Source organism: Streptococcus oralis (genome assembly GCF_016028255.1).
In the GTDB taxonomy this organism is placed as follows: domain Bacteria; phylum Bacillota; class Bacilli; order Lactobacillales; family Streptococcaceae; genus Streptococcus; species Streptococcus oralis_AC.
In genome coordinates this window covers 885,609-906,316 of the sequence record NZ_CP065707.1, presented here as the reverse complement: position 1 = coordinate 906,316, position 20,708 = coordinate 885,609, and the positions used below count along the sequence as shown (strand labels likewise).

The window sequence follows — 20,708 nt, the reverse complement described above, 5'->3', positions numbered from 1 at the left end:
GGTTTTCTTATCTATTTTTAGTATCAAGTATAATGGTGACTGGTCCGTCATTGATCAGCTCAACCTGCATATCTGCTCCAAAGATGCCTGTCTGAACGGGCACTTCTTGCGCTAGTTTTTGATTGAAAGCGTCATAGAAGTCAGCTGCCATATCCGGCTTGGCTGCACCTGTAAAGGCTGGACGATTCCCCTTCTTAGTATCTGCAAAGAGGGTAAACTGAGAAATAGAAAGAATTGCGCCCTCAATATCCTTAACAGACAGGTTCATCTTGCCTTCTACATCTGAAAAAATCCGCATATTGACAAGCTTTCGGACTGCGTAATCCAGATCCTCCTCTTGGTCCCCTGGGCCTACACCGACCAGCAATAAAAGCCCTTGATTGATTTTTCCCTGAACCTGACCTTCAATACTCACTTGAGCTTTCTTGACTCGTTGAACGACGATTTTCATAAAAATCCTTTCTAGATCTTAGCCGTTGGTCCGTTTGACAGAGTAGACTTCTGGCACACTTTTAATCTTATCAACTACTGTCGTTAGAGTTGAGAGATTTGAGATTCCAAAGGACACATGGATATTAGCAAATTTCATATCCTTGGTTGGTTGGGCGTTAACGGTTGAGATATTCTTAGCTGTGTTGGAAAGAACTTGCAGAACATCATTTAAGAGACCTGTACGGTTGAGGCCGTAGATATCGATGTGGGCAATATATTCCTTGCTTGAGAATTGATCTTCCCATTCCACATCAAGGAGACGTTGCTCATAGTTTTCTTGGGCACGGAGATTCATACAGTCCACACGGTGAATAGCCACACCACGACCCTTGGTAATATAGCCAACAATGTCATCACCTGGCACTGGATTACAACACTTAGCAATCCGTACTAGGAGACCTGAGGCGCCTTCGATTACCACACCGCCCTCATGCTTGACCTTGAGCTTCTCCTTATTCTCAACCTTAACCTCGCCACCCTTAACTAACTCATCAGCCTCTGCCCTAGCTTTGGCACGTTCCTCCTCACGGCGTTCCTTTTCAGTCAGACGGTTAAAGACAGTAATAGCACTGATTTCTCCAAAACCGATAGCAGCAAAGAGGGAGTCTTCTGTCTTGTAGCTGGTCTTTTGAAGGACTTGGTCCATGTGCCGCTTGTCCATATACTTATTAGCCACATAGCCATTCTCTTGGAGTTGATTAATCAGCAGTTCGCGTCCCTTATTAACAGACAATTCCTTGTCTTGGTTTTTAAAGAATTGACGAATCTTGTTGCGTGCCTTGCTGGTCTTAACCATGTTGAGCCAGTCACGACTCGGTCCAAAAGAGTTGGGGTTGGTTACAATTTCGACCTGATCTCCAGTTTTGAGCTTGGTTGTCAGAGGAACCATACGACCATTGACCTTAGCACCAGTTGCTTTTTCACCGACTTTGGTATGGATTTCATAGGCAAAGTCGATCGGGCCTGAATCTTTCGGAAGTGAACGAACTGCACCATCTGGGGTAAAGACGTAAATCTCCTCCGCCAGATACTCTTCCTTAACAGACTCGACAAATTCCTTGGCATCATCAGCCTGGTCTTGCAACTCAATCATTTCCTTGATCCAGTTCATCCCGATAGCTGATTCTTTGCTGTTGACCTGCCCCTTGATTCCTTTTTTATAAGCCCAGTGAGCCGCAACCCCGTACTCAGCAACCTCGTGCATTTCCTTGGTACGAATCTGGAATTCAATCGGCCCTTTTGGCCCATAGACAGTCGTATGGATAGACTGGTAACCATTGGCCTTACGGTTGGCGATATAATCTTTAAAACGCCCTGGCATGGGTTTCCACAGCTCATGAACATAGCCAAGCATGGCATAGACATCACTATGAGTGTCTAAGATACAGCGAATGGCAATCAGGTCATAAATCTCCTCAAAGCGTTTCTTCTTATCCTGCATCTTGCGATAGATAGAGTAGATATGCTTGGGACGGCCATAGATTTTCCCTTTTAGATTGCGTTCAGAAGTGTATTCCTCTAACTTGGTTACTACTTCATCGACCAAAGCCTCACGCTCTCTGCGTTTTTCCTTCATCATGTGAGTGATCTTGTAAAACTCGGTCGGATTGAGGTAACGGAAGGATAGGTCTTCCAACTCCCACTTGACACTGGAAATCCCCAGACGATGAGCAAGTGGAGCATAGATTTCCATGGTTTCTCTGGAAATGCGTTCCTGCTTGTCCTTTCGTAGGTGGTTGAGCGTTCTCATGTTATGCAAGCGGTCAGAAAGTTTGACCAAGATAACACGGATATCCTCAGACATGGCCATGAGCATCTTGCGGTGATTTTCCGCTAATTGCTCTTCAATCGATTTGTACTCAACCTTACCAAGCTTAGTCACTCCATCAACGATAATCCGAACATCATGGCCAAACTCCCGCTCCAAGTCATCCAGTGTCGCCTCTGTGTCCTCAACCACGTCATGCAAAAAACCACAGGCAACTGTTACGGCATCCAGCTTGAGCTTAGCTAGAATTCCTGCTACCTGAATGGGATGGATAATATAGGGCTCACCTGATTTGCGAAACTGCCCACTATGACAATCAACTGCGTAAATCAATGCTTTTTGTACAAAAGCAACGTCTTCCTTTGTTAAATATTCTCTCGTTAAAGCGACAACCTCATCGCCCGTCAAATTCACTTCTTTCGGCATCTATTCTCTCCAATTCTTCCTACCATTTTATCACTTTTTTAAGAATATTAAAACTAGAAAAGCCTGTTTTCATGCCTAGCCTAAGCAATTAAAAGAAAAACACTGCAAGAGAGACTCTGCAGTGCTTTGTTATTTTATTTATCTTAGTAAACTGTTTTTTCAGTTTCTACGTCGAAGAAGTGTGCTTTGTTCAAGTCAAATCCGAGTTCAACTGTCGCACCTGTTTGCAAGTAGTCACGAGCATCCACTTTGGCAACAAATTCATCTTTACCAACTTGGCAGTAAAGGTGAGATTCTGAACCAAGCAATTCTGATACTGAGATAGTTGCTTTAACCACTGATTCTGGGAATGTTTCAAGGAAAGCAGGTTCTGCATTCACATCTTCTGGACGGATACCGAAGATCAATTCTTTCCCTTCGTAGCCTTTGTCACGAAGAACTTTCAAAGCACCTTCTGGAACTTTCAAGCGGAAACCGTCAGAAACAATTTCGCTACCAACCAATTTCACATTGATGAAGTTCATAGCTGGGCTTCCGATGAATCCTGCTACAAATTTGTTAACTGGGTTTTTGTAAACTTCTTGAGGAGTACCGATTTGTTCTACACGTCCGATAGTACCTGTACCAGCTGGGTTTTTAGTTGCTGACATGATAACGATACGGTCTGCAAGTGTCATCGCTTCTGTTTGGTCGTGGGTTACGTAGATAGTTGTAGCTCCGATACGACGGTGAATCTTAGCAATTTCAGCACGCATAGATACACGAAGTTTGGCATCCAAGTTTGACAAAGGTTCGTCCATCAAGAACACTTTTGCATCACGGACGATGGCACGACCCATGGCAACACGTTGACGTTGACCACCTGAGAGGTCAGCAGGTTTACGATCCAAGAATTCCTTCAAACCAAGAATTGCTGCCGCTTCTTGTACACGTTTGTCGATGTCTTCTTTGCTGTATTTACGCAATTTCAAACCGAAAGCCATGTTGTCATATACAGTCATGTGTGGGTAAAGAGCGTAGTTTTGGAATACCATGGCGATGTCACGGTCTTTTGGAGCCACGTCGTTGACAACCACGCCATCAATAGATGCAGTACCTTCTGTGATATCTTCAAGACCAGCAATCATACGAAGAGTTGTTGATTTACCACATCCTGAAGGACCTACGAAAACGATAAATTCCTTGTCTTTGATGTCCAAGTTGAAGTCTTCAACTGAGTAGTGTTCGCTGTTTGGATATTTTTTGTAAATATTTTTAAGATTTAATTCTACCATGGAAGGTGAACTCCTTTTATTTTTTGATAGTTTTATTATATATGAAAACGCTTTACATTTCTATGGCAAGGTGAACAAAAAAATAAAAAAGTTCTGTGCAACTTGCACAAAACTTTAGAGAATATCTGGTAAAATCAACTGATAACATAAGGTCAAATCTGTCAATTCTTTTAACTGCAGTCCTGTCAATTCTTCCCATTTGTCAATCTTGTATTGGAGAGAATTACGGTGCAGGTAGAGTTGTTGGGCTGTTTTCGTTAAGACAGCACTGTTTTCCCAGAGAGAAAGAATAATTTCCTGAATCTGATCTTGGTCCAGAATCAACTGACGAAGGTATTCTTTGATAATTCTATGGTCAACCAGCCCTTCCCCAAGACTCCAGAGATAGAGTTGTGAAAAAGTATGAACACCTTGATGACCTTGACGCCACCAAGTCTTAAACAAGTCCCGCTCTGCTTGGATCAAATCTGACAGGGCCTGATACCCAGTCTGAGACCAAACCTGGCCTAACATGATAGAGAGACGAAGTCCAAAGTCATACTCAACCGCTTCAATCGTATCGGATAAGATTGAGCGAACTGGGCTGTATTTATCTTGCTGGAGAACAAAAACATAGTCCTGAACTCCGACCTGCAACACTGTCTGGCAGTTAGGAAAGAGGGTCTGCATCATATCCAGCCAAGAAGCTAGATTCTCCTGTTGAGAATAGGATAGATGACAATAAACCAGCTGAATCTTTTTAAAAGTTTGAGGTGCCTGCCCTTTCCCCTCAATCAGATAGGAATACCAAGGATTGAGCGAACGAGCCTGCTCCTGCTGGGTCAAAAGGGAAATTAACTGCTTTTCACGCTCAGTGAGATTGGTCTCTTCCAGTAAAATCCACTGCTGCGAAGACAGAGGAAGAGTAAGATATCCTGGCTTCTCTATCGGCTGATCTGAAATCTGAGCCTCAGGAAACCAGTCTAGTAATTCTTTTGCAAGCATTTCTACTCCTCCACTTTTTGGATGCACCAAGAGATTAAGGTTTCTAAGCGCTCCACATTTTCTGTCAAATGGAGATAGCCCATGACTGCTTCAAAACCTGTGGACATACGGTAAGTCACCACATCAGCATTTTTAGCCTTTGTGTGACTATTGGTATTGCGGCCACGTTTATAGATTTCTTCTTCTTTTTCCGTAAGGACTTGCTCTTCTAACATAAGGGCAATCAAGCGAGCCTGAGCCTTGGCTGACACATACTTGGTCGCCTCTTGGTGGAGTTTATTGGGTTTGGTTATGCCTTTAAGGATGAGATGGCGACGAATATACATGGAGTAAACTGCATCTCCCTCAAAAGCCAACGCAATCCCGTTAATGAGATTGACATCAATCACGTGTCCACCTCACTCCATCCTTGGTGTCAAGTAGCTTAATTCCTTGAGCAGCCAATTGGTCACGGATTTGGTCTGCTGTCGCAAAGTCACGATTGGCACGCGCTTCTTGGCGTTTTTGGATTAAGGCTTCAATGTCTGCATCCAAAACTTCCTCAAGAAAAACAATCCCAAAGACCTCCAACATATCCGCAAGAGCTTCCTTAACACTTGCATCATAGTTGCCTGAGTTGATCCATTTGGCCATTTCAAAAACTACTGTGATACCATTGGCAGAGTTGAAATCCTCATCCATAGCGGCTACAAACTTATCTTTAAAGTCCTGTAACTCTTGAGCATCTACAGTCCCAGAAAATGGTTGCTCGTAGGTGTTCTTTAGATACTTGAGATTTGTCTCTGCATCACGCACTGCTTTTTCCGTAAAGTTGATAGGCTTACGATAATGTTGTGTCGCAAAGAAGAAACGAAGTACTTGCCCATCAAGAGTTTTAAGGGCATCATGTACGGTGATAAAATTCCCCAAAGACTTGGACATCTTGACATTGTCGATATTGACAAAGCCATTGTGCATCCAGTAGTTGGCAAAGGTCTTGCCTGTTTTGGCTTCTGACTGGGCAATTTCGTTGGTGTGATGAGGAAACTCCAGATCAGCTCCACCACCGTGAATGTCAATGGTATCTCCCAAAATCTCTGTTGACATGACCGAACACTCGATATGCCAACCCGGACGACCAGTTCCCCAAGGACTATCCCAAGAAATCTCGCTTGGCTTGGCTGCTTTCCATAAAGCAAAGTCTACAGGATTTTCCTTACGAGCCGTTTCTTCATCTGTACGACCTGATGCACCTAGTTCCAAATCTTCCAAGGTTTTATTGGCCAATTTAGCATAGTTGTGGGATTTTTCCACACGGAAGTAAACATCCCCTTGACTCTCGTAAGCATAACCTTTTTCAATCAAGTCAGCGACAAAACGAATGATATCAGCCATAAACTCCACTACACGCGGATGGTGAGTCGCAGGTTTCACGCCCAAGGCCGTCACATCCTCACGAAAGGCAGCGATGTACTTGTCCGCAACCTCCTGAGGCGTGATGCCTTCTTCCTTGGCACGGTTAATAATCTTATCATCTACATCTGTAAAATTGGAAATATAATTGACCTCAAATCCCCGATACTCAAAATAGCGACGAACTGTGTCAAAAGCTACTGTTGAGCGGGCATTGCCGACATGGATATAGTTATAAACCGTCGGACCGCAGACATACATGCGAACCTTGTCCTCTTCAATGGGCACAAATTCACGTAGGCTGCGGGTCATGGTGTCGTAAATTTTAATCATGCGGTCCACTCCCTTCTCTATTTCTGACTTTTTCGGCTGAAAACCAGCTCTGCAAAAGGGCCAAATTGTCTGAGGCTATCCAGTTGGTAAAAGCGCTGCCCTTCCTCTTGGGTAAAGAGGGGAACCCCCTTTCCTAGGATAAGGGGCGCTATCTGAATAATGAGGTGGTCGAAAAGATCCGCATCCAAGAGCGGTCCTACCAAGGAATTACCACCAATCACAAAGACATTTTTGCCTTTGTCAATCTGGTGAACAAAGTCCACCACATCCCCAGCTACTGGCTGGTAATTGCTGACAGGGAGGTGCCTATCATGCGTAAAGACATAGTTTTCCGTAGCTTGATAAAAACTTTCTACATCTTGCAAATCTTGGATTTCCTCAAAGGTCCGCTTGCCCATGATGGTGATATCCATTTGCCTGTAAAAGTCATCATAGCCTGTATCCTCTACAGAACCAAGCTGATGCAGCCAGTCTATCCTGTGCTGGCTGTCTGCCAAGTAGCCATCCATGGTGATACAGCCGTAAAAATATACTGCCATTCTTGTAGTTACCTTTCTAGTTCCTTTGCTATTGTCAAAGCGATAGTGAAAAAAGTCATGGCATCAGCTGTCCGCTCTTCATGGCGGGCATCCCAGGTTCGGTTATGATGATCCACATAGTCAGCTGTGTAGAAGAAGTGATAGACTTTACTCTTGCGAAATTTACTCCAAGCCATGATAGCTGAAGCTTCCATGTCCACCACTTTGGCTCCAGCAGCCAAGCGACGCTTGACCTTATCAGGCGTTTCTCGATAAAAGGCATCAGTCGTCCAAGACTTGGTGCGGATATGCTCAATATCGTACTTGTCAAAGATAGCTTCAAGCTTAACTAATAGAGACTCGTCATAAGCGACTTCATCACCCGGTGGGGCATAGTGGTAGCTAGTGCCTTCATCTCGCAAAGCAGCAGCCGGCAGGATAATCTTGTCCGCCTCAATTGAGCGATCCAAAACGCCACAAGAACCTAGAATGATGAAATTCTTGAAGCCTCTGGCCGCCAACTCCTCCAGTTGGCCAATCACTGATGGAGCTCCAATAAGCGCCGTCATGACCGCAACTTGATTTCCATCATAATTATATACATACCAAGGGAATTGACCGTTAAGATTTTTTAAATAGCCTCCTTGATAGACTTTTTCTGACTCAATCAAACGTTTCAGAATTTCGCCATTAAAGGACAGGATGATAGTTTCACAAACCTCACCCTTGTCCATAATCTGCCTATCTGTTGGCTCAACAACCCCAGCTACATCTTCGAATTCCTCTAATAACATAACTTCTCTTTCTTTAGGACTTCAGCAAAACCTCTTTCATCTTTTCTATTGGGTTACAGTTTGCTAAAGCATTCCTTGACAAGACCTCCGTAAGATGTCTTGTTACTGTTCAAAACAAGTCTTTCTTAGAGCTCCGACGAATGGTGGCTGGCTTCGCGGGCATGCTCTAGCTTGTCTAGATAATATTCCCGCTTCTCTTCTACCTCGTGAATGATAGGCTCATCCTTCTGTCCATGAACTCGGACGATCTTAGCCGGAATACCGACAACCGTCACATCACTAGGTACGTCTGCCACGACAACTGCTGCTGCACCGACTTTGGCATTTTCACCGATTTCTACCGGCCCGATAACTTGGGCATGGGCCGATATGAGAGCTCCTTTACGTACAGTCGGATGGCGTTTGCCAACATCCTTCCCTGTTCCACCAAGAGTCACTCCGTGATAGAGAAGAACGCCTTTTTCAACAATCGCTGTCTCTCCAATTACCAATCCTGAACCGTGGTCGATAAAAACACCTGAGTCAATCTGGGCACCCGGATGAATCTCGATTTGGGTCCAAAAACGCCAAAACTGACTGTGCATCCGAGCCAGGAGTTTGAAGCCGTGCTTCCAGAGAAAATGCGAGAGACGGTGGGCAGCTAAGGCCTTGACACCTGGATAGGTCAGTAGAACCTCCAAACTGTTGCGTGCCGCTGGATCATTTTCTTTTACAATATCAATGGTTTCGCGCCACCATCCCATACATTTCTCCTTTTCTTATTCTGAATCTTTTGGTGTTTCTGTAACTTCTTTCTTAGGTTTGTGGTCCTTGTGATGACGTGGACGGTGAGGTCTCTCAGACTTTTCGCCCTTTTCATCATGCTCAGGTTTTGGCGGACGAGGAAGAAGGGCTTTCATAGAGGCATCGATACGGCCTTTTTCATCAATCTTGATAACCTTAACATCGACTTCATCACCGATAGCTACCAAGTCCTCGACACGGTTGGTACGAGTCCAAGCCATTTCTGAGATGTGAACAAGTGCATCTGTCTTATCAAAGAGGTTGACAAAGGCACCAAATTTCTCGATACGAACAACCTTAGCATGGTAAACTTCATCCACTTTCGCTTCACGAACCAAGCCAGCGATGATTTCTTTGGTACGGTTAATGGCATCTTGGTCGCTAGAGTAGATAGATACATTTCCTTCTTCGTCGATATCAATCTTAACGCCTGTTTCAGCGATAATCTTATCAATGGTTTCTCCACCCTTACCGATGACAATCTTGATCTTGTCCACATCAATCTTGATGGTGTCAATTTTCGGTGCAGTTGGAGCCAATTCTGGACGAACTTCTGGAATGGTTGCTTCAATCACATCAAGGATTTCAAAACGAGCTTTCTTGGCTTGAGCAAGGGCTTCAGTCAAGATTTCTGCAGTAATTCCTTGGATCTTGATATCCATTTGAAGGGCTGTAATCCCCTCACGAGTACCTGCCACCTTAAAGTCCATGTCTCCAAAGTGGTCTTCCAAACCTTGGATATCTGTCAATACAGTGTAGTTATTTCCATCAGAGATGAGACCCATGGCAATACCAGCTACTGGCGCCTTGATTGGCACACCACCAGCCATAAGGGCAAGAGTTCCCGCACAGATAGAAGCTTGAGAAGAAGAACCATTTGATTCCAAGACTTCTGCTACCAGACGGATAGCGTATGGGAATTCTTCCAAGCTTGGCAAGACTTGAGCAAGAGCACGTTCTCCAAGAGCCCCATGACCAATTTCACGACGACCAGGCGCACCGTAACGACCTGTTTCCCCTACTGAGTATTGCGGGAAGTTATAGTGATGCATAAAGCGTTTCTTGTACTCTGGATCCAAACCATCGATGATTTGAGTTTCTCCCATCGGAGCCAAGGTCAAGACTGAAAGGGCTTGAGTTTGCCCACGAGTAAAGAGACCTGAACCGTGCACACGAGGAAGAAAGTCAACAACCGCATCCAAAGGACGGATTTCATCGACCTTACGACCGTCAGGACGCACCTTGTCTTCTGTAATCAAACGGCGCACTTCAGCGTGTTCCATTTGTTCCAAAATTTCAGCCACATCACGCATGATACGGTCAAATTCTTCGTGGTCTGCATATTTTTCTTCATACACAGCAGTCACTTGGTCTTTGACTGCTTGAGTAGCAGCTTCACGAGCCAATTTTTCTTCTACTTGAACCGCTTTTTGAAGGTCACTGTTATAGGCTGCGATGATTTCAGCTTGCAAGTCAACATCTACATGAAGCAATTCCACTTCTGCTTTTTCCTTACCAACCGCAGCAACGATTTCTTCTTGGAAGGCAATCAATTCTTTGACTGCTTCGTGCCCTTTGAGAAGGGCTTCCAACATGATTTCTTCTGACAATTCTTTGGCACCAGACTCAACCATGTTGATGGCGTGCTTGGTACCAGCTACTGTCAATTCAAGAAGCGAACGCTCTGCCTGTTCTTGAGTAGGGTTGATGATGATTTGGCCGTCGACATAACCCACTTGTACCCCAGCGATTGGTCCGTCAAATGGAATATCTGAAATAGACAAGGCCAATGATGAACCAAACATGGCTGCCATTGGTGCAGATGCATTTTCATCATAAGAAAGAACTGTGTTGATGACTTGCACTTCGTTACGGAAACCTTCCGCAAACATCGGACGGATTGGACGGTCGATCAAACGCGCTGTCAAGGTCGCATCAGTAGAAGGACGTCCTTCACGTTTCATAAAGCCACCAGGAAACTTCCCAGCCGCATACATTTTTTCTTCGTAGTTAACTTGAAGTGGGAAGAAATCCCCAGTTGCCATTTTCTTAGACATAACGGCCGCAGTCAAGACAGTTGACTCACCGTAACGCACGACAACAGAGCCATTTGCTTGCTTAGCAACCTGACCAGTCTCTACAATTAACTCACGACCTGCAAAAGTCGTTTGAAATACTTGTTTTGTCATTAAAATCCCCTTTGGATTAATTATATTATACGCCTTGCCTACAAAGATCAGGATATTTTGGACGGTTCGGCTTGCCGAACATTTCTGTAGAAAAATAGGAAGGTGACGCCGCACTCGATGAGTGCTAGGAAGCTTATCTTTTTTCCTAAGAAATGAGACCAAAATTCAATTAAGTAGTTTTTTTGATATTTCACTGGAATAGTGCGGACGGGAGCAACTTCCTTCGGAATTTCATCCCTAATTTTTGAGCCAAATGTCTCAAAAATCCCGTCTTAGATAATAACATTGTTATCCACTATAGCGTGAAATATCTTTTTATAGACACCTATTATCAGGTTTTAATAAAAACTTCTATAACTTAAATACCCTCATCTTTGTATCAAGTACGTACAGAGTCTATTTTATCATATTTTTCTTAAAAAGTGCGGGCTTTTCTATTAAAAAGGAACCATTCCCCTCACCTGAGAAGAATGGTTTGCTTTTTATTATCCTAAAGACTGATGATTAAACAAGGCATGGGTTGCTTGGTGGATGTATTTAGCTGTTTCTGCATTGTTCATGGTGTAGAGATGCACACCTGCAACATCCTGGGTTACCAAGTCCACGATTTGATCCACTGCATAGGCAAGTCCTGCTGCTCTGAGCGACTCAGGGTCATGCTCATACTTGTCTAAGATGGCCTTAAATTTACGTGGAAGGTGGATATTCTCACAAGTCTTCAAGAGACGAAGCGCTTGGTTACGGTTAAGAATAGGCATGATTCCCGCATGAATGGGAACATCAATCCCTGCCAAGGTACACTTATCTTGGAAATCATAGAAACGCTCATTATCAAAGAAAAGTTGAGTTACGAGACTTGAGCAACCTGCATCCACTTTTTTCTTTAGATTTTGAATATCCAATATCTGGTTTGGCGAGTCAGGATGCCCCTCTGGGTAGCAAGCACCAACAATATCAAAGTGAGGGGCTTGTTCTTTGATGAACTCGATCAAATCCGTTGCGTAGCGGAAATCCTTTTGTGGCTCCACATCAGGGATAATATCCCCACGCAAGGTCAAGATTTTCTGTACACCTACCTTGTCCAAGTCTGCAATGGTTTCAGCAACCTTTTCCTTGGTTAGATAGATAGCTGGCAAGTGGGCAATAGTTGGAATCGCCAAGTCATTCTGGATAAAGTCAGCCAATCGAACCGTCGTTTCCTTGATATTAAATTTATTATTGCTGGCAGTCACACTAATAAAGTGCGGTGTCAGCTCCCGCATATCCTGCAAGGCTGAAATAATTTTATCATTACCCACTGCTGGGTTTGGAGGAAACACTTCAAATGAAAGTGACGGCGTTTGGCGTGACATAGTCCTTATCCTTTTCTTTTTGATTTCATGATTGCTGAGCCAGCTAAGGCTAAGCAGTCCCTTGATCAGTCAGCGTCAAGAGAGAAATCCTATCTTACAATTTCTCACGCGCAGCTTTTGCTGCTTCGACAAGGCGGATCAAGCTTTCTTTTGTTTCTGGAATACCACGTGTTTTCAAACCACAGTCAGGGTTGATCCAAACTTTCTTGCTTGGAACTTTGGCAAGAATAGCATCGATTGTGTGGTCGATTTCGCCTTCATTTGGCACACGAGGTGAGTGGATATCGTAAACCCCAGGTCCCACTTCTGTTTGGAAGTTTTTCGCTTTGAGTTCGTCCAAGATTTCAAGGTTTGAACGGCTTGCTTCAAAGGAAATAACGTCCGCATCCATGTTGTCGATAGCTGGGATGATATCTGTAAATTCTGAGTAACACATATGTGTGTGGATTTGCGTATCTGGCGCTACTGTTGAGTGTACCAAGCGGAAGGCAGGAATTGCCCAGTCAAGGTAGTCTTCGTACCAGTCGCTACGACGGAGTGGCAATTTCTCACGGAGAGCAGCCTCGTCGATTTGGATGATCTTCACGCCAGCAGCTTCAAGGTCAAGCACTTCATCCTTGATGGCAAGAGCGATTTGAAGAGTTGAGTCCTTGATAGAGATGTCTTCACGTGGGAATGACCAGTTGAGGATGGTAACCGGTCCAGTCAACATACCTTTAACAGGTTTGTCAGTACGGCTTTGTGCATAGCTAGACCATTTAACAGTGATTGGGTTGAGACGAGTGACATCACCCCAGATGATTGGTGGTTTCACCCCACGCATACCGTATGATTGTACCCAACCATTCTTAGAGAAGAGGTAACCTGACAAGTTTTGACCGAAGTACTCAACCATGTCGTTACGCTCGAACTCACCGTGTACAAGCACGTCAAATCCAACTTCTTCTTGCCATTTGATCCATTCGTCGATAGTTTCAGCAAGGAAGGCATCGTACTCTTCTTGTGACAATTCACCCTTACGGAAGGCCAAACGTTTGGCACGAACTTCCTTAGTTTGAGGGAATGAACCAATAGTTGTTGTTGGAAGGGCTGGAAGTTTAAAAGCTTCTTCTTGGATGGCTTCACGTTCAGCAAAGGCTGGCAAACGAGTGTAGTCAGCGTCTGTCAATCCAGCGATACGCGCACGAAGTGCTGCATTTTCACCAACACGTTCAGTCGCAAAGAGTTCTTTGTTAGCTGCAAGAGCTTCTGCACCTTGACCATTGCGGATAGCATCCAAATCACGAAGTTCTTCCAATTTTTCTACTGCAAAAGCAAAGTGGTTCAAGATAGCTGGTTCAAATTCTTCGTTAGCAGTTGTAAATGGCACATGAAGAAGTGAGCATGAGCTTGTCAAAACAATGTTTTCAGCTGGGATTTGCTCAAGAACAGCCAAACTCTTTTCGTAGTTGTTGCGCCAGATGTTTTTACCATTGACGATACCTGCATAGAGAGTCTTGTCAGCTGGGAAACCACCTTTAACGAGTTCAAGAGTTTTCTTACCTTCAACGAAGTCAAGACCAATGGCATCAACTGGCAAGTTCACAAGGTCAGCGTAGACATCACGAACGTCACCGAAGTATGTCTGAAGCAAGACTTCAAGACCTTTTTTGTCAGCCAAGAGTTTGTTGTAGAGGTTCAAGAAAAGAGCCTTTTCTTCAGCTGTCAAATCTTTGACAAGAGCCGCTTCGTCGAGTTGGATGCGAGTCGCACCAAGTTCAGCCAATTTTGCAAAAACTTCTTGGTAAGCAGCTACTAAGCTGTCTACAAAGTCTTCTGCTTTCACGCCGTCTTCAAAGTCTGATAATTGAAGGAAAGTGAATGGACCTACAAGGACTGGACGAGTGTTCAATCCAAGTTCTTTGGCTTCTTGGAACTCATCAAAGATCTTGTGACCTGCAAGTTTGACTTGAGTGTCTTTTTCAAATTTAGGCACGATGTAGTGGTAGTTGGTGTTGAACCATTTCTTCATCGGAAGGGCACGAACATCCCCTTTTTCTCCTTGGTACCCACGCGCCAAAGCAAAGTAGCGCTCAAGGTCAGACAAGTCCAAGTTTTGAACTGAAGCAGGTACCACGTTGAAAAGGAAAGCTGCATCTAGGAAGTTATCATAGTGAGAAAAGTCGTTTGATGGAATTTCAGTGATGCCTTTTTCTTTGACAATGTTCCAGTGTTTCGCGCGCAATTCTTTTGCTGCTGCCAAGAGTTCTTCTTCTGAGATTTCTTTTCTAAAGTATTTTTCAGTTGTAAATTTTAATTCGCGGAATTCGCCCAAACGAGGGAAACCGATGATCGTAGTTGACATGATGTGTCCTCCAAAATTTGTTGTTGAAACTATCTTAACAGAAAAGAAACTGTCTGTATAATTGTAAATAATTAGGCTTTGATATAGTTTGAAACTATATCACTCTTTTAGACAACAGAAAAAGACTTGAGACCAGCGTCTCAAATCCTTTGTATTGCTTGTTTTAGGCTGTGTTTTAGTTGGAATGCTCAAACGTGTTATTAGTAATTCTTATAAGTGACTATGGCTTGTTATTAGAAAAGACTATAGGTTAGTTATCCTTTGGTAATTTTGATATTTCCCTTAAAAAGTGCGGGCGGGAGGTGAAATTATCCTGTGGACGATTTTAGCAAACAAAATAATCTCATCTCTATCAATTTTTTTCCTGTTCTAGTGGGACGACTGCTAGTGTCTTTCCTAAACTGGCTAGAACTTTCAAGACTGTATCCAACTGAGGACTAGTCTTTCCTGTTTCCATCCTAGCTATGACAGGCTGGCTTACTCCACTGAGTTCCTCTAGCTTTTTCTGACTGATACCTTGCTCATGTCTAGCCTCAATCAACTCACTCATAATAGCCACTCGCATATCACTTTCAAGAATTTCTTCCTTGGTAAAGAGTTCTGTTCGGATATCCTTCCAATTACTTCCAATGGCACTATTCTTCATCACTTAACCCTCTTTCTTTTATGTCCTTCAGTTCACGCTTGGATTTATCAATCTCTCTCCTAGGAGTTTTCTGAGTCTTTTTAACAAAATGATGTAAAAGAACAAAACTCCCATCAACCCATGCTACAAATAAAATCCTATCCTTAAGAGGTCGTAGTTCCCAAATCTCATCTTCCAAATGTTTGATATAGGGTTCACCAGTTCTAGTCCCATGCTGACTAAGCAACTCGATATAGTCGTTTAGTTTATTGAGTTTGATGCGACTGTCCTTACTCTTCTTTCTAGCCAATTGTCTCATATAATCTAAGACTGGCTCATTTCCATTTTTGTCCTTATAGAAGTAAATCGTATGCACCAAGTAGCCTCTTTCTAATTAAATTATAACTCAAAAGTTATTAAAAGTAAATTCTAATACCCATAAAAAGAAGACCTTAGAAAAACTCTAAAGGTCTCATCTTTATTATTCGAAAAAATTACGAGAAGAGTTATAATGTGGAGCTAAGCCTGACTCTTACTCCAGCTCAATGCCTTTCTCTCGGAGATTAGCCAGACACTCCTCATAGTATTCTGCATCATGCTCACTATAGACGGGATTACCTAGGTTCTCCTCAGGCAAGTCTTGATAAGGATGACAGATCTTGCCACGGTAGTTCTTGTCCAGCCACTCTGGACTGACATTATAGCCACGGTTAGCCATCTCCCCCATGATCAAGCGATGATAGGCATAGAGACGATAGGGCGAGTGGGTAAAGACATAGTTCACCGTCGCATGCTTTCTGCCCCAACCATTGCCACGCAGGGCGCAGCACTCTCGATGTTGCCCCAAAAGTTGAGGACGGGGAAGTTGTGAAATCAAAGCCTCATGCCAAAGTCTCATGGGAGTCTCCTTTCAGTAAAGTCGAATGTTGCAAGTAGCTATTTGGATAGAGTTCAAGCAAGTCTCGAGTTTTAGCGATCAAGTCTTCCTTAGAAGCTTGACCATAGCGGTAGCGATCCAGCAAGAGCATGTAGTCTTTGCGCTCAGTATCTGTCGCTTTCTTTTTGAAATAGCCCCAAATATGCTGAAAGGCATTGCAAACCTGACCCCTGTGTTCTGGAATCTGGCAGGCACGGTCAATCATCACTTGAACTTCACTCACCTCCACCACTTCTTGCTTTAGATACTCGCGAATCTCATTGTAAATATTGCTGGAATGACTCAAAACGAGGTATTTGTTTCTAGCCCAGAGTTGTTGGCACTGGGATTTTTGATTAGTTTGTTCCATGTTTCTCCTTGCTTTCTATCAGTTTCCAGGGAATATGGAAACAAAGTTGTATCTAAAAAATGAGCGAATCGATTACGCCATCACCCTTTAAATTTTTCCAAAAACTGTTTAAGTTCAGCATCGGCTTCTGGTGTGGTTCCGTGGAGTTGGTTCAGCATGTCAAGTAAAGAAGCTGTTTGACTTTCGATAGCTTTATTTGTCTCGTTAATCTTGCTGACGATATCTGTCAGTGGCTCTACTTCTTCTTCCTCAAAGGTATCTACATAGCGAGGGATATTGAGGTTATAGTCATTTTCGACGATATCTTCATAGCTTGCTAGGTGGGCAAACTTATCAATCTCCTCACGAGACTTGTAGGCTTCCAGAATCTTCTCGATATGAACATCCGTCATGATATTCTGGTTTTTCCCTTTATCAAACTCCTTAGAAGCATCGATAAAGTAGACATCACGATTGGTACGATTCTTTTTGAGAATGATAACCGTGGTCGGAATGCTGGTATTAAAGAAGATATTGGCAGGTAGACCGATAACCGTATCAATGGCCCCTTCTTCTAGCAAGGCCTTACGAATGGTGCCCTCCGCATTTCCACGGAAAAGAACACCGTGAGGAAGGACGATAGCCATAACCCCATTATCCTGCTTGAGGTGGTAATACCCATGCAAGAGAAAGGCAAAGTCAGCCTTGGACTGGGGCGCCAGTTTCCCAAAAGGAGAGAAACGAGGGTCCGCCATAAAGCCAGAGCTTGCTGACCACTTAGCAGAATACGGCGGGTTCATGAGAACACCGTCAAAGTTGGTCGGCTCTTGAGTCGGCCAGTCTTCATCCAGTGTATCGGCATTGTGTAGAAATTGATTCTCAACTGGAACACCGTGTAGAATCATGTTCATCCGAGCTAGGTTATAGGTCGAGGTATTGAGCTCCTGACCGAAGTAGACCACTGTCTGCGGTTTATGAGAGTATTTCTTGGCATTGAGCAAGAGAGAGCCAGATCCCATGGTCGCATCATAGATGGTAAAGCCTTGCTGGTCCTCACGACCCAAAAAGGCAATCTGAGTCATGAGTTTGGCAACAGGCTGCGGCGTATAGAACTCTCCAGCCTTCTTACCCGAGTCAGTCGCAAACTGACCGATCAGATACTCATAAGCATCCCCCAGCATATCGCCTGCATGACCAGCCACATCCAGCACTGCCAACTCTTTCATGACCGCCGCCACCGTTTGGTTTTGCTTTTGCGGAGTTGCCCCTAGCTTTTTAGAGTAGAGGTCGATATCTTCAAAGAGATTTTCATAGAGTTCGTCACTCTGCTCAATATCTCGAAAACCCTGAGCCAAATCTTCCAGCTGGAAAGTCCCCTCATTGACACGTGCTACAAGAGCCGTAAAGGTCAAGTCAGGCTTGATACTATAGTTGAGTTCGTCCTTCATAACTGCAAGAAGATCCTCGTGGGTGTCCGCATCCTCATAGTAGTTGCGATAGACCACAAGGGCAGCCTCTAGGCTCTCACTCCCCTCTTCCATAGTCTCCGCCACGAAAAAGAGCATCTTGTCTGACAGATACTTATAAAAGACCATACCCAAAAGATAGGACTTATAGTCATTAGCATCCATCTTAGAGCGGAGAACATCCGCTGAGTTCCACAGGGCTTGATAGAGCGACTGGGAAGTTTGTGTTGTTTCCATAATGTTTCTTTCTAAGTTTTTAAATATAATTGTTAAAAGTTATCACTAATCATCTAGATAAACATATCCTGCAAGAGTTTCTTTTTCAAAGTTTCTAGCTGAGTGATTTTTTCTTGGCAAGAGTTGATGAGGTTATCTAGGTTTGAGAAATAGGAGCCGATGGCTTGTTGTTCTTCCAATTCTGGAACTATCATTTGAATCTTAATAAAATCTTTTACATTTAAAACTCTGTTTCGTCCTGCTCCACCCGGTGATAGCAAATCCAACTTTTGTCTAAACTCTTCTCTCTTAATATAAATATTAATGAAATTCTTATCAGATTTATCAATTACAAATGTCGGAAACCTATGAGAAACCAATAAACCATCATCTTCTTTACTAGCTACAGCAATCGCATGTTCCCAAGCAAATGTAATATTTACAACCAAATCATTCTCTTTAACTTCGAATAAATTATCCATTGCAATTTTCTTAGGATCATCAACAAATTGTTTAAAGGTACCTTTAGCATGTGAGCGAATCGATAACCTATAGTAAGGATCGGAGGGTTTTTTTACTTTTCTGGACACTGGCGATACTAAGTCTATTAACTTTTTTTTCTCCCATTTTCTTTCAAATCCATCTAAACGAATCTCAGGAATAGTCTGCCCAGCTTTGGGAAACATCTTGGAGAGCATGGTTGCCTTGAGAGATTGGTAGTTGGTGAGATTGTCCTTGTAACTCGCTAGAAGGTCGTCGAGGGTGCGGAAAAGAGAACCTATGGCGGATTGTTCGTCAATTTCAGGACGATACACTTTATAGTTCCCAAGTTGAGGAGCTGTCAATTGAGGAACACCCGTAGACTCATTTAAAATTTTCATAGAATTAATCTGATTTTCAAGATAGTCCATATCAATACTATCTGATTGAAGAGTTAGAAGTCTAACAACTGGTGTAAAATTTTCATGTCTTGCTACAGCATATCCAACATCCCCACGACCTGTAACAGTCACTGCAGGAGCTTTCACTTTATAATCGTCATAAAAGCCAACGATTCCTTTGTTTGTCAAAGCATTTGCAATAACAGGATATTTTCCACTTTGCTTCAATCTTTCTTTATCTACATCACCACCAGCAGATATTTTGACTATATCTGCAATTTTTTTTTCTACCCAAAAAGCTTTAAAATTGTTAAACCTAATTTTGGGAATACTGTTTTTACTCATTATTTTCTCCTAGTGCCCAGTCTTTTGTTAAGAAATTGGGAATTTCGTCTGGCTTTACCGGTTCATATTTCAAATTAAAAAAATCATACATACTTAAATTTCCAAGATTAGGTTTCTGATACAATTCACGACTTAGCTGGATTAGTTTTTTATTATTTTGAATTTTTTCATAAATTGTTTTTGAAATAAAAAAATTTTCTGTGTAGGCAAATACAAGATAATTTAAAAATTCTTTGGTTTTTTTAGAATTTTCGCTATTAAACTGATGTCTTAGAGTTCTATAATTTTTGTCTTTTTTATGATAAAAAGCTAAAACAAGAGATGATTTTTTAAAAGGGAAAATGACCAGATGCAGATCTTGCATACTGACTTTTGGATCAGGATTAAAAACATCATTTACGGGATACCCATACATATCATCTTGTAGTGTAATAGCTACTTGTGTAGCAATAGGAACCACAAATGGGAGAATCTCTTTAAACACGATTTGATATGCACCTTTTGTATTATTTAAAATTTCTCGCTTATGAACTTCCACTTCTTGAAGAAAATCTCTTAAATCTAAACTATACAAATCTATCATATCGTCAATACCAATTATTCTTTCTGGAAGAGAACTATATAATTTTACTTCTTGGCTTCGCTTTGAAACATTCATCAATCCATTTTTCAGAGCAATTTCAGCTAACATTTTATCTGAAATTTCCCCTAACAATGCTTCTTCAGATTCATAGTCATTAAAGAATTCATTATCACAAGAATGACATATAAATTTAAAGATTCCAGAATTGTTCACTCCTTTTTCAATTTCAAATAAATCTATATCTTCAAAAGACATTAGTGAACTTGACTGCATAATTTTTCCATTCTCAGCCAAATGTTTTAAGACAAATTGAGGAACTGAATGTGAGTTGCAAAGTTTAGTAAGTGGCTTCTTGCATAGTAAACATGTCTGAGGTCTAGACTTCTTTCTAGCTTCTTGGAACCGCCTAGATAACTCCTTTTTTATTTCAATATTAGATAAACCCATTTCAACCTCTCTAAATTAAAACTCTATTTTTTTTAAGAATAATTCTACATACTAAAATTATACCACGAAACCAGCAAAAATCCCCTTAGCAATTCCTTTCTAAGGGGTTTGTCCATATCCTTATACTGGGCTGATTCTTCTGGTTTGACCTTTTTCTTTCTTGCTTACTAGAAATGAGACGGTACTTGCTATCTCGAATGCTATTGAGGTCATTGAGTAGTTGAGTCACTA

At 42.6% G+C, this 20,708-nt stretch carries 19 protein-coding genes; all 19 read right to left on the bottom strand.

The genetic code is table 11. The features are described from left to right. Window positions 1-7 precede the first annotated feature (7 nt). Window positions 8-451: a D-aminoacyl-tRNA deacylase gene (dtd, locus tag I6G42_RS04410; protein WP_038804843.1), complete on the bottom strand. Its 444-nt coding sequence runs from the start codon at window positions 449-451 to the stop codon at window positions 8-10. Between the two features lie 18 nt (window positions 452-469). Continuing rightward, window positions 470-2,686, bottom strand: a complete 2,217-nt coding sequence (locus I6G42_RS04405) for a RelA/SpoT family protein (protein WP_038804842.1) — start codon at window positions 2,684-2,686, stop codon at window positions 470-472. Window positions 2,687-2,829: 143 nt separating this feature from the next. Continuing rightward, window positions 2,830-3,960, bottom strand: a complete 1,131-nt coding sequence (locus tag I6G42_RS04400) for an ABC transporter ATP-binding protein (protein ID WP_000229944.1) — start codon at window positions 3,958-3,960, stop codon at window positions 2,830-2,832. A gap of 114 nt (window positions 3,961-4,074) precedes the next feature. Then, window positions 4,075-4,944 (bottom strand): helix-turn-helix domain-containing protein, encoded by an 870-nt coding sequence (locus I6G42_RS04395; protein WP_038804839.1) that lies wholly within the window; start codon window positions 4,942-4,944, stop codon window positions 4,075-4,077. Window positions 4,945-4,946: 2 nt separating this feature from the next. Next, window positions 4,947-5,333: a Mini-ribonuclease 3 gene (locus tag I6G42_RS04390; RefSeq protein ID WP_038804837.1), complete on the bottom strand. Its 387-nt coding sequence runs from the start codon at window positions 5,331-5,333 to the stop codon at window positions 4,947-4,949. After that, on the bottom strand, window positions 5,326-6,669 hold the full coding sequence (cysS, locus tag I6G42_RS04385; RefSeq protein ID WP_038804836.1) for a cysteine--tRNA ligase: 1,344 nt from the start codon (window positions 6,667-6,669) through the stop codon (window positions 5,326-5,328). The genes I6G42_RS04390 and cysS overlap by 8 nt, the downstream gene beginning before the upstream one ends. 17 nt (window positions 6,670-6,686) lie before the next feature. Then, window positions 6,687-7,208, bottom strand: a complete 522-nt coding sequence (locus I6G42_RS04380; protein WP_000301974.1) for a dihydrofolate reductase family protein — start codon at window positions 7,206-7,208, stop codon at window positions 6,687-6,689. 8 nt (window positions 7,209-7,216) lie between these two features. Further along, complete coding sequence (locus I6G42_RS04375; RefSeq protein WP_038804835.1) at window positions 7,217-7,981, bottom strand: nucleoside phosphorylase; 765 nt, start codon at window positions 7,979-7,981, stop codon at window positions 7,217-7,219. A 125-nt stretch (window positions 7,982-8,106) separates the two neighbouring features. After that, window positions 8,107-8,724 carry a serine O-acetyltransferase gene (cysE, locus tag I6G42_RS04370; RefSeq protein WP_038804834.1) on the bottom strand — a complete coding sequence of 206 codons (618 nt, stop codon included), beginning with the start codon at window positions 8,722-8,724 and terminating at the stop codon, window positions 8,107-8,109. A 15-nt stretch (window positions 8,725-8,739) separates the two neighbouring features. Continuing rightward, a complete protein-coding gene (pnp, locus tag I6G42_RS04365; RefSeq protein ID WP_038804833.1) occupies window positions 8,740-10,953 on the bottom strand; it encodes a polyribonucleotide nucleotidyltransferase in 2,214 nt (737 codons plus the stop codon). Between the two features lie 485 nt (window positions 10,954-11,438). Then, complete coding sequence (gene metF, locus I6G42_RS04360) at window positions 11,439-12,305, bottom strand: methylenetetrahydrofolate reductase [NAD(P)H] (RefSeq protein WP_038804832.1); 867 nt, start codon at window positions 12,303-12,305, stop codon at window positions 11,439-11,441. A gap of 94 nt (window positions 12,306-12,399) precedes the next feature. Further along, window positions 12,400-14,649, bottom strand: a complete 2,250-nt coding sequence (metE, locus tag I6G42_RS04355; RefSeq protein WP_000108239.1) for a 5-methyltetrahydropteroyltriglutamate--homocysteine S-methyltransferase — start codon at window positions 14,647-14,649, stop codon at window positions 12,400-12,402. 352 nt (window positions 14,650-15,001) lie between these two features. Further along, the gene (locus I6G42_RS04350) at window positions 15,002-15,295 is read right to left on the bottom strand and encodes a helix-turn-helix domain-containing protein (protein ID WP_050562294.1); all 294 of its coding nucleotides are present in this window, start codon (window positions 15,293-15,295) and stop codon (window positions 15,002-15,004) included. Next, complete coding sequence (locus I6G42_RS04345) at window positions 15,285-15,650, bottom strand: type II toxin-antitoxin system RelE/ParE family toxin (RefSeq protein ID WP_038804830.1); 366 nt, start codon at window positions 15,648-15,650, stop codon at window positions 15,285-15,287. Before I6G42_RS04345 ends, I6G42_RS04350 begins: the two co-directional genes overlap by 11 nt. A gap of 156 nt (window positions 15,651-15,806) precedes the next feature. Further along, window positions 15,807-16,172, bottom strand: a complete 366-nt coding sequence (locus I6G42_RS04340; protein WP_001241808.1) for a TIGR02328 family protein — start codon at window positions 16,170-16,172, stop codon at window positions 15,807-15,809. Further along, the gene (locus tag I6G42_RS04335; protein WP_000438473.1) at window positions 16,156-16,560 is read right to left on the bottom strand and encodes a YbgA family protein; all 405 of its coding nucleotides are present in this window, start codon (window positions 16,558-16,560) and stop codon (window positions 16,156-16,158) included. Before I6G42_RS04335 ends, I6G42_RS04340 begins: the two co-directional genes overlap by 17 nt. Window positions 16,561-16,640: 80 nt before the next feature. Further along, window positions 16,641-18,242, bottom strand: coding sequence for a type I restriction-modification system subunit M (locus I6G42_RS04330; protein WP_000450450.1), 1,602 nt, complete (start codon window positions 18,240-18,242; stop codon window positions 16,641-16,643). A 53-nt stretch (window positions 18,243-18,295) separates the two neighbouring features. Further along, a complete protein-coding gene (locus I6G42_RS04325) occupies window positions 18,296-19,447 on the bottom strand; it encodes a restriction endonuclease subunit S (RefSeq protein ID WP_000042199.1) in 1,152 nt (383 codons plus the stop codon). Continuing rightward, window positions 19,440-20,477 (bottom strand): hypothetical protein, encoded by a 1,038-nt coding sequence (locus tag I6G42_RS04320; protein WP_000524474.1) that lies wholly within the window; start codon window positions 20,475-20,477, stop codon window positions 19,440-19,442. Before I6G42_RS04320 ends, I6G42_RS04325 begins: the two co-directional genes overlap by 8 nt. Window positions 20,478-20,708: the final 231 nt, after the last annotated feature.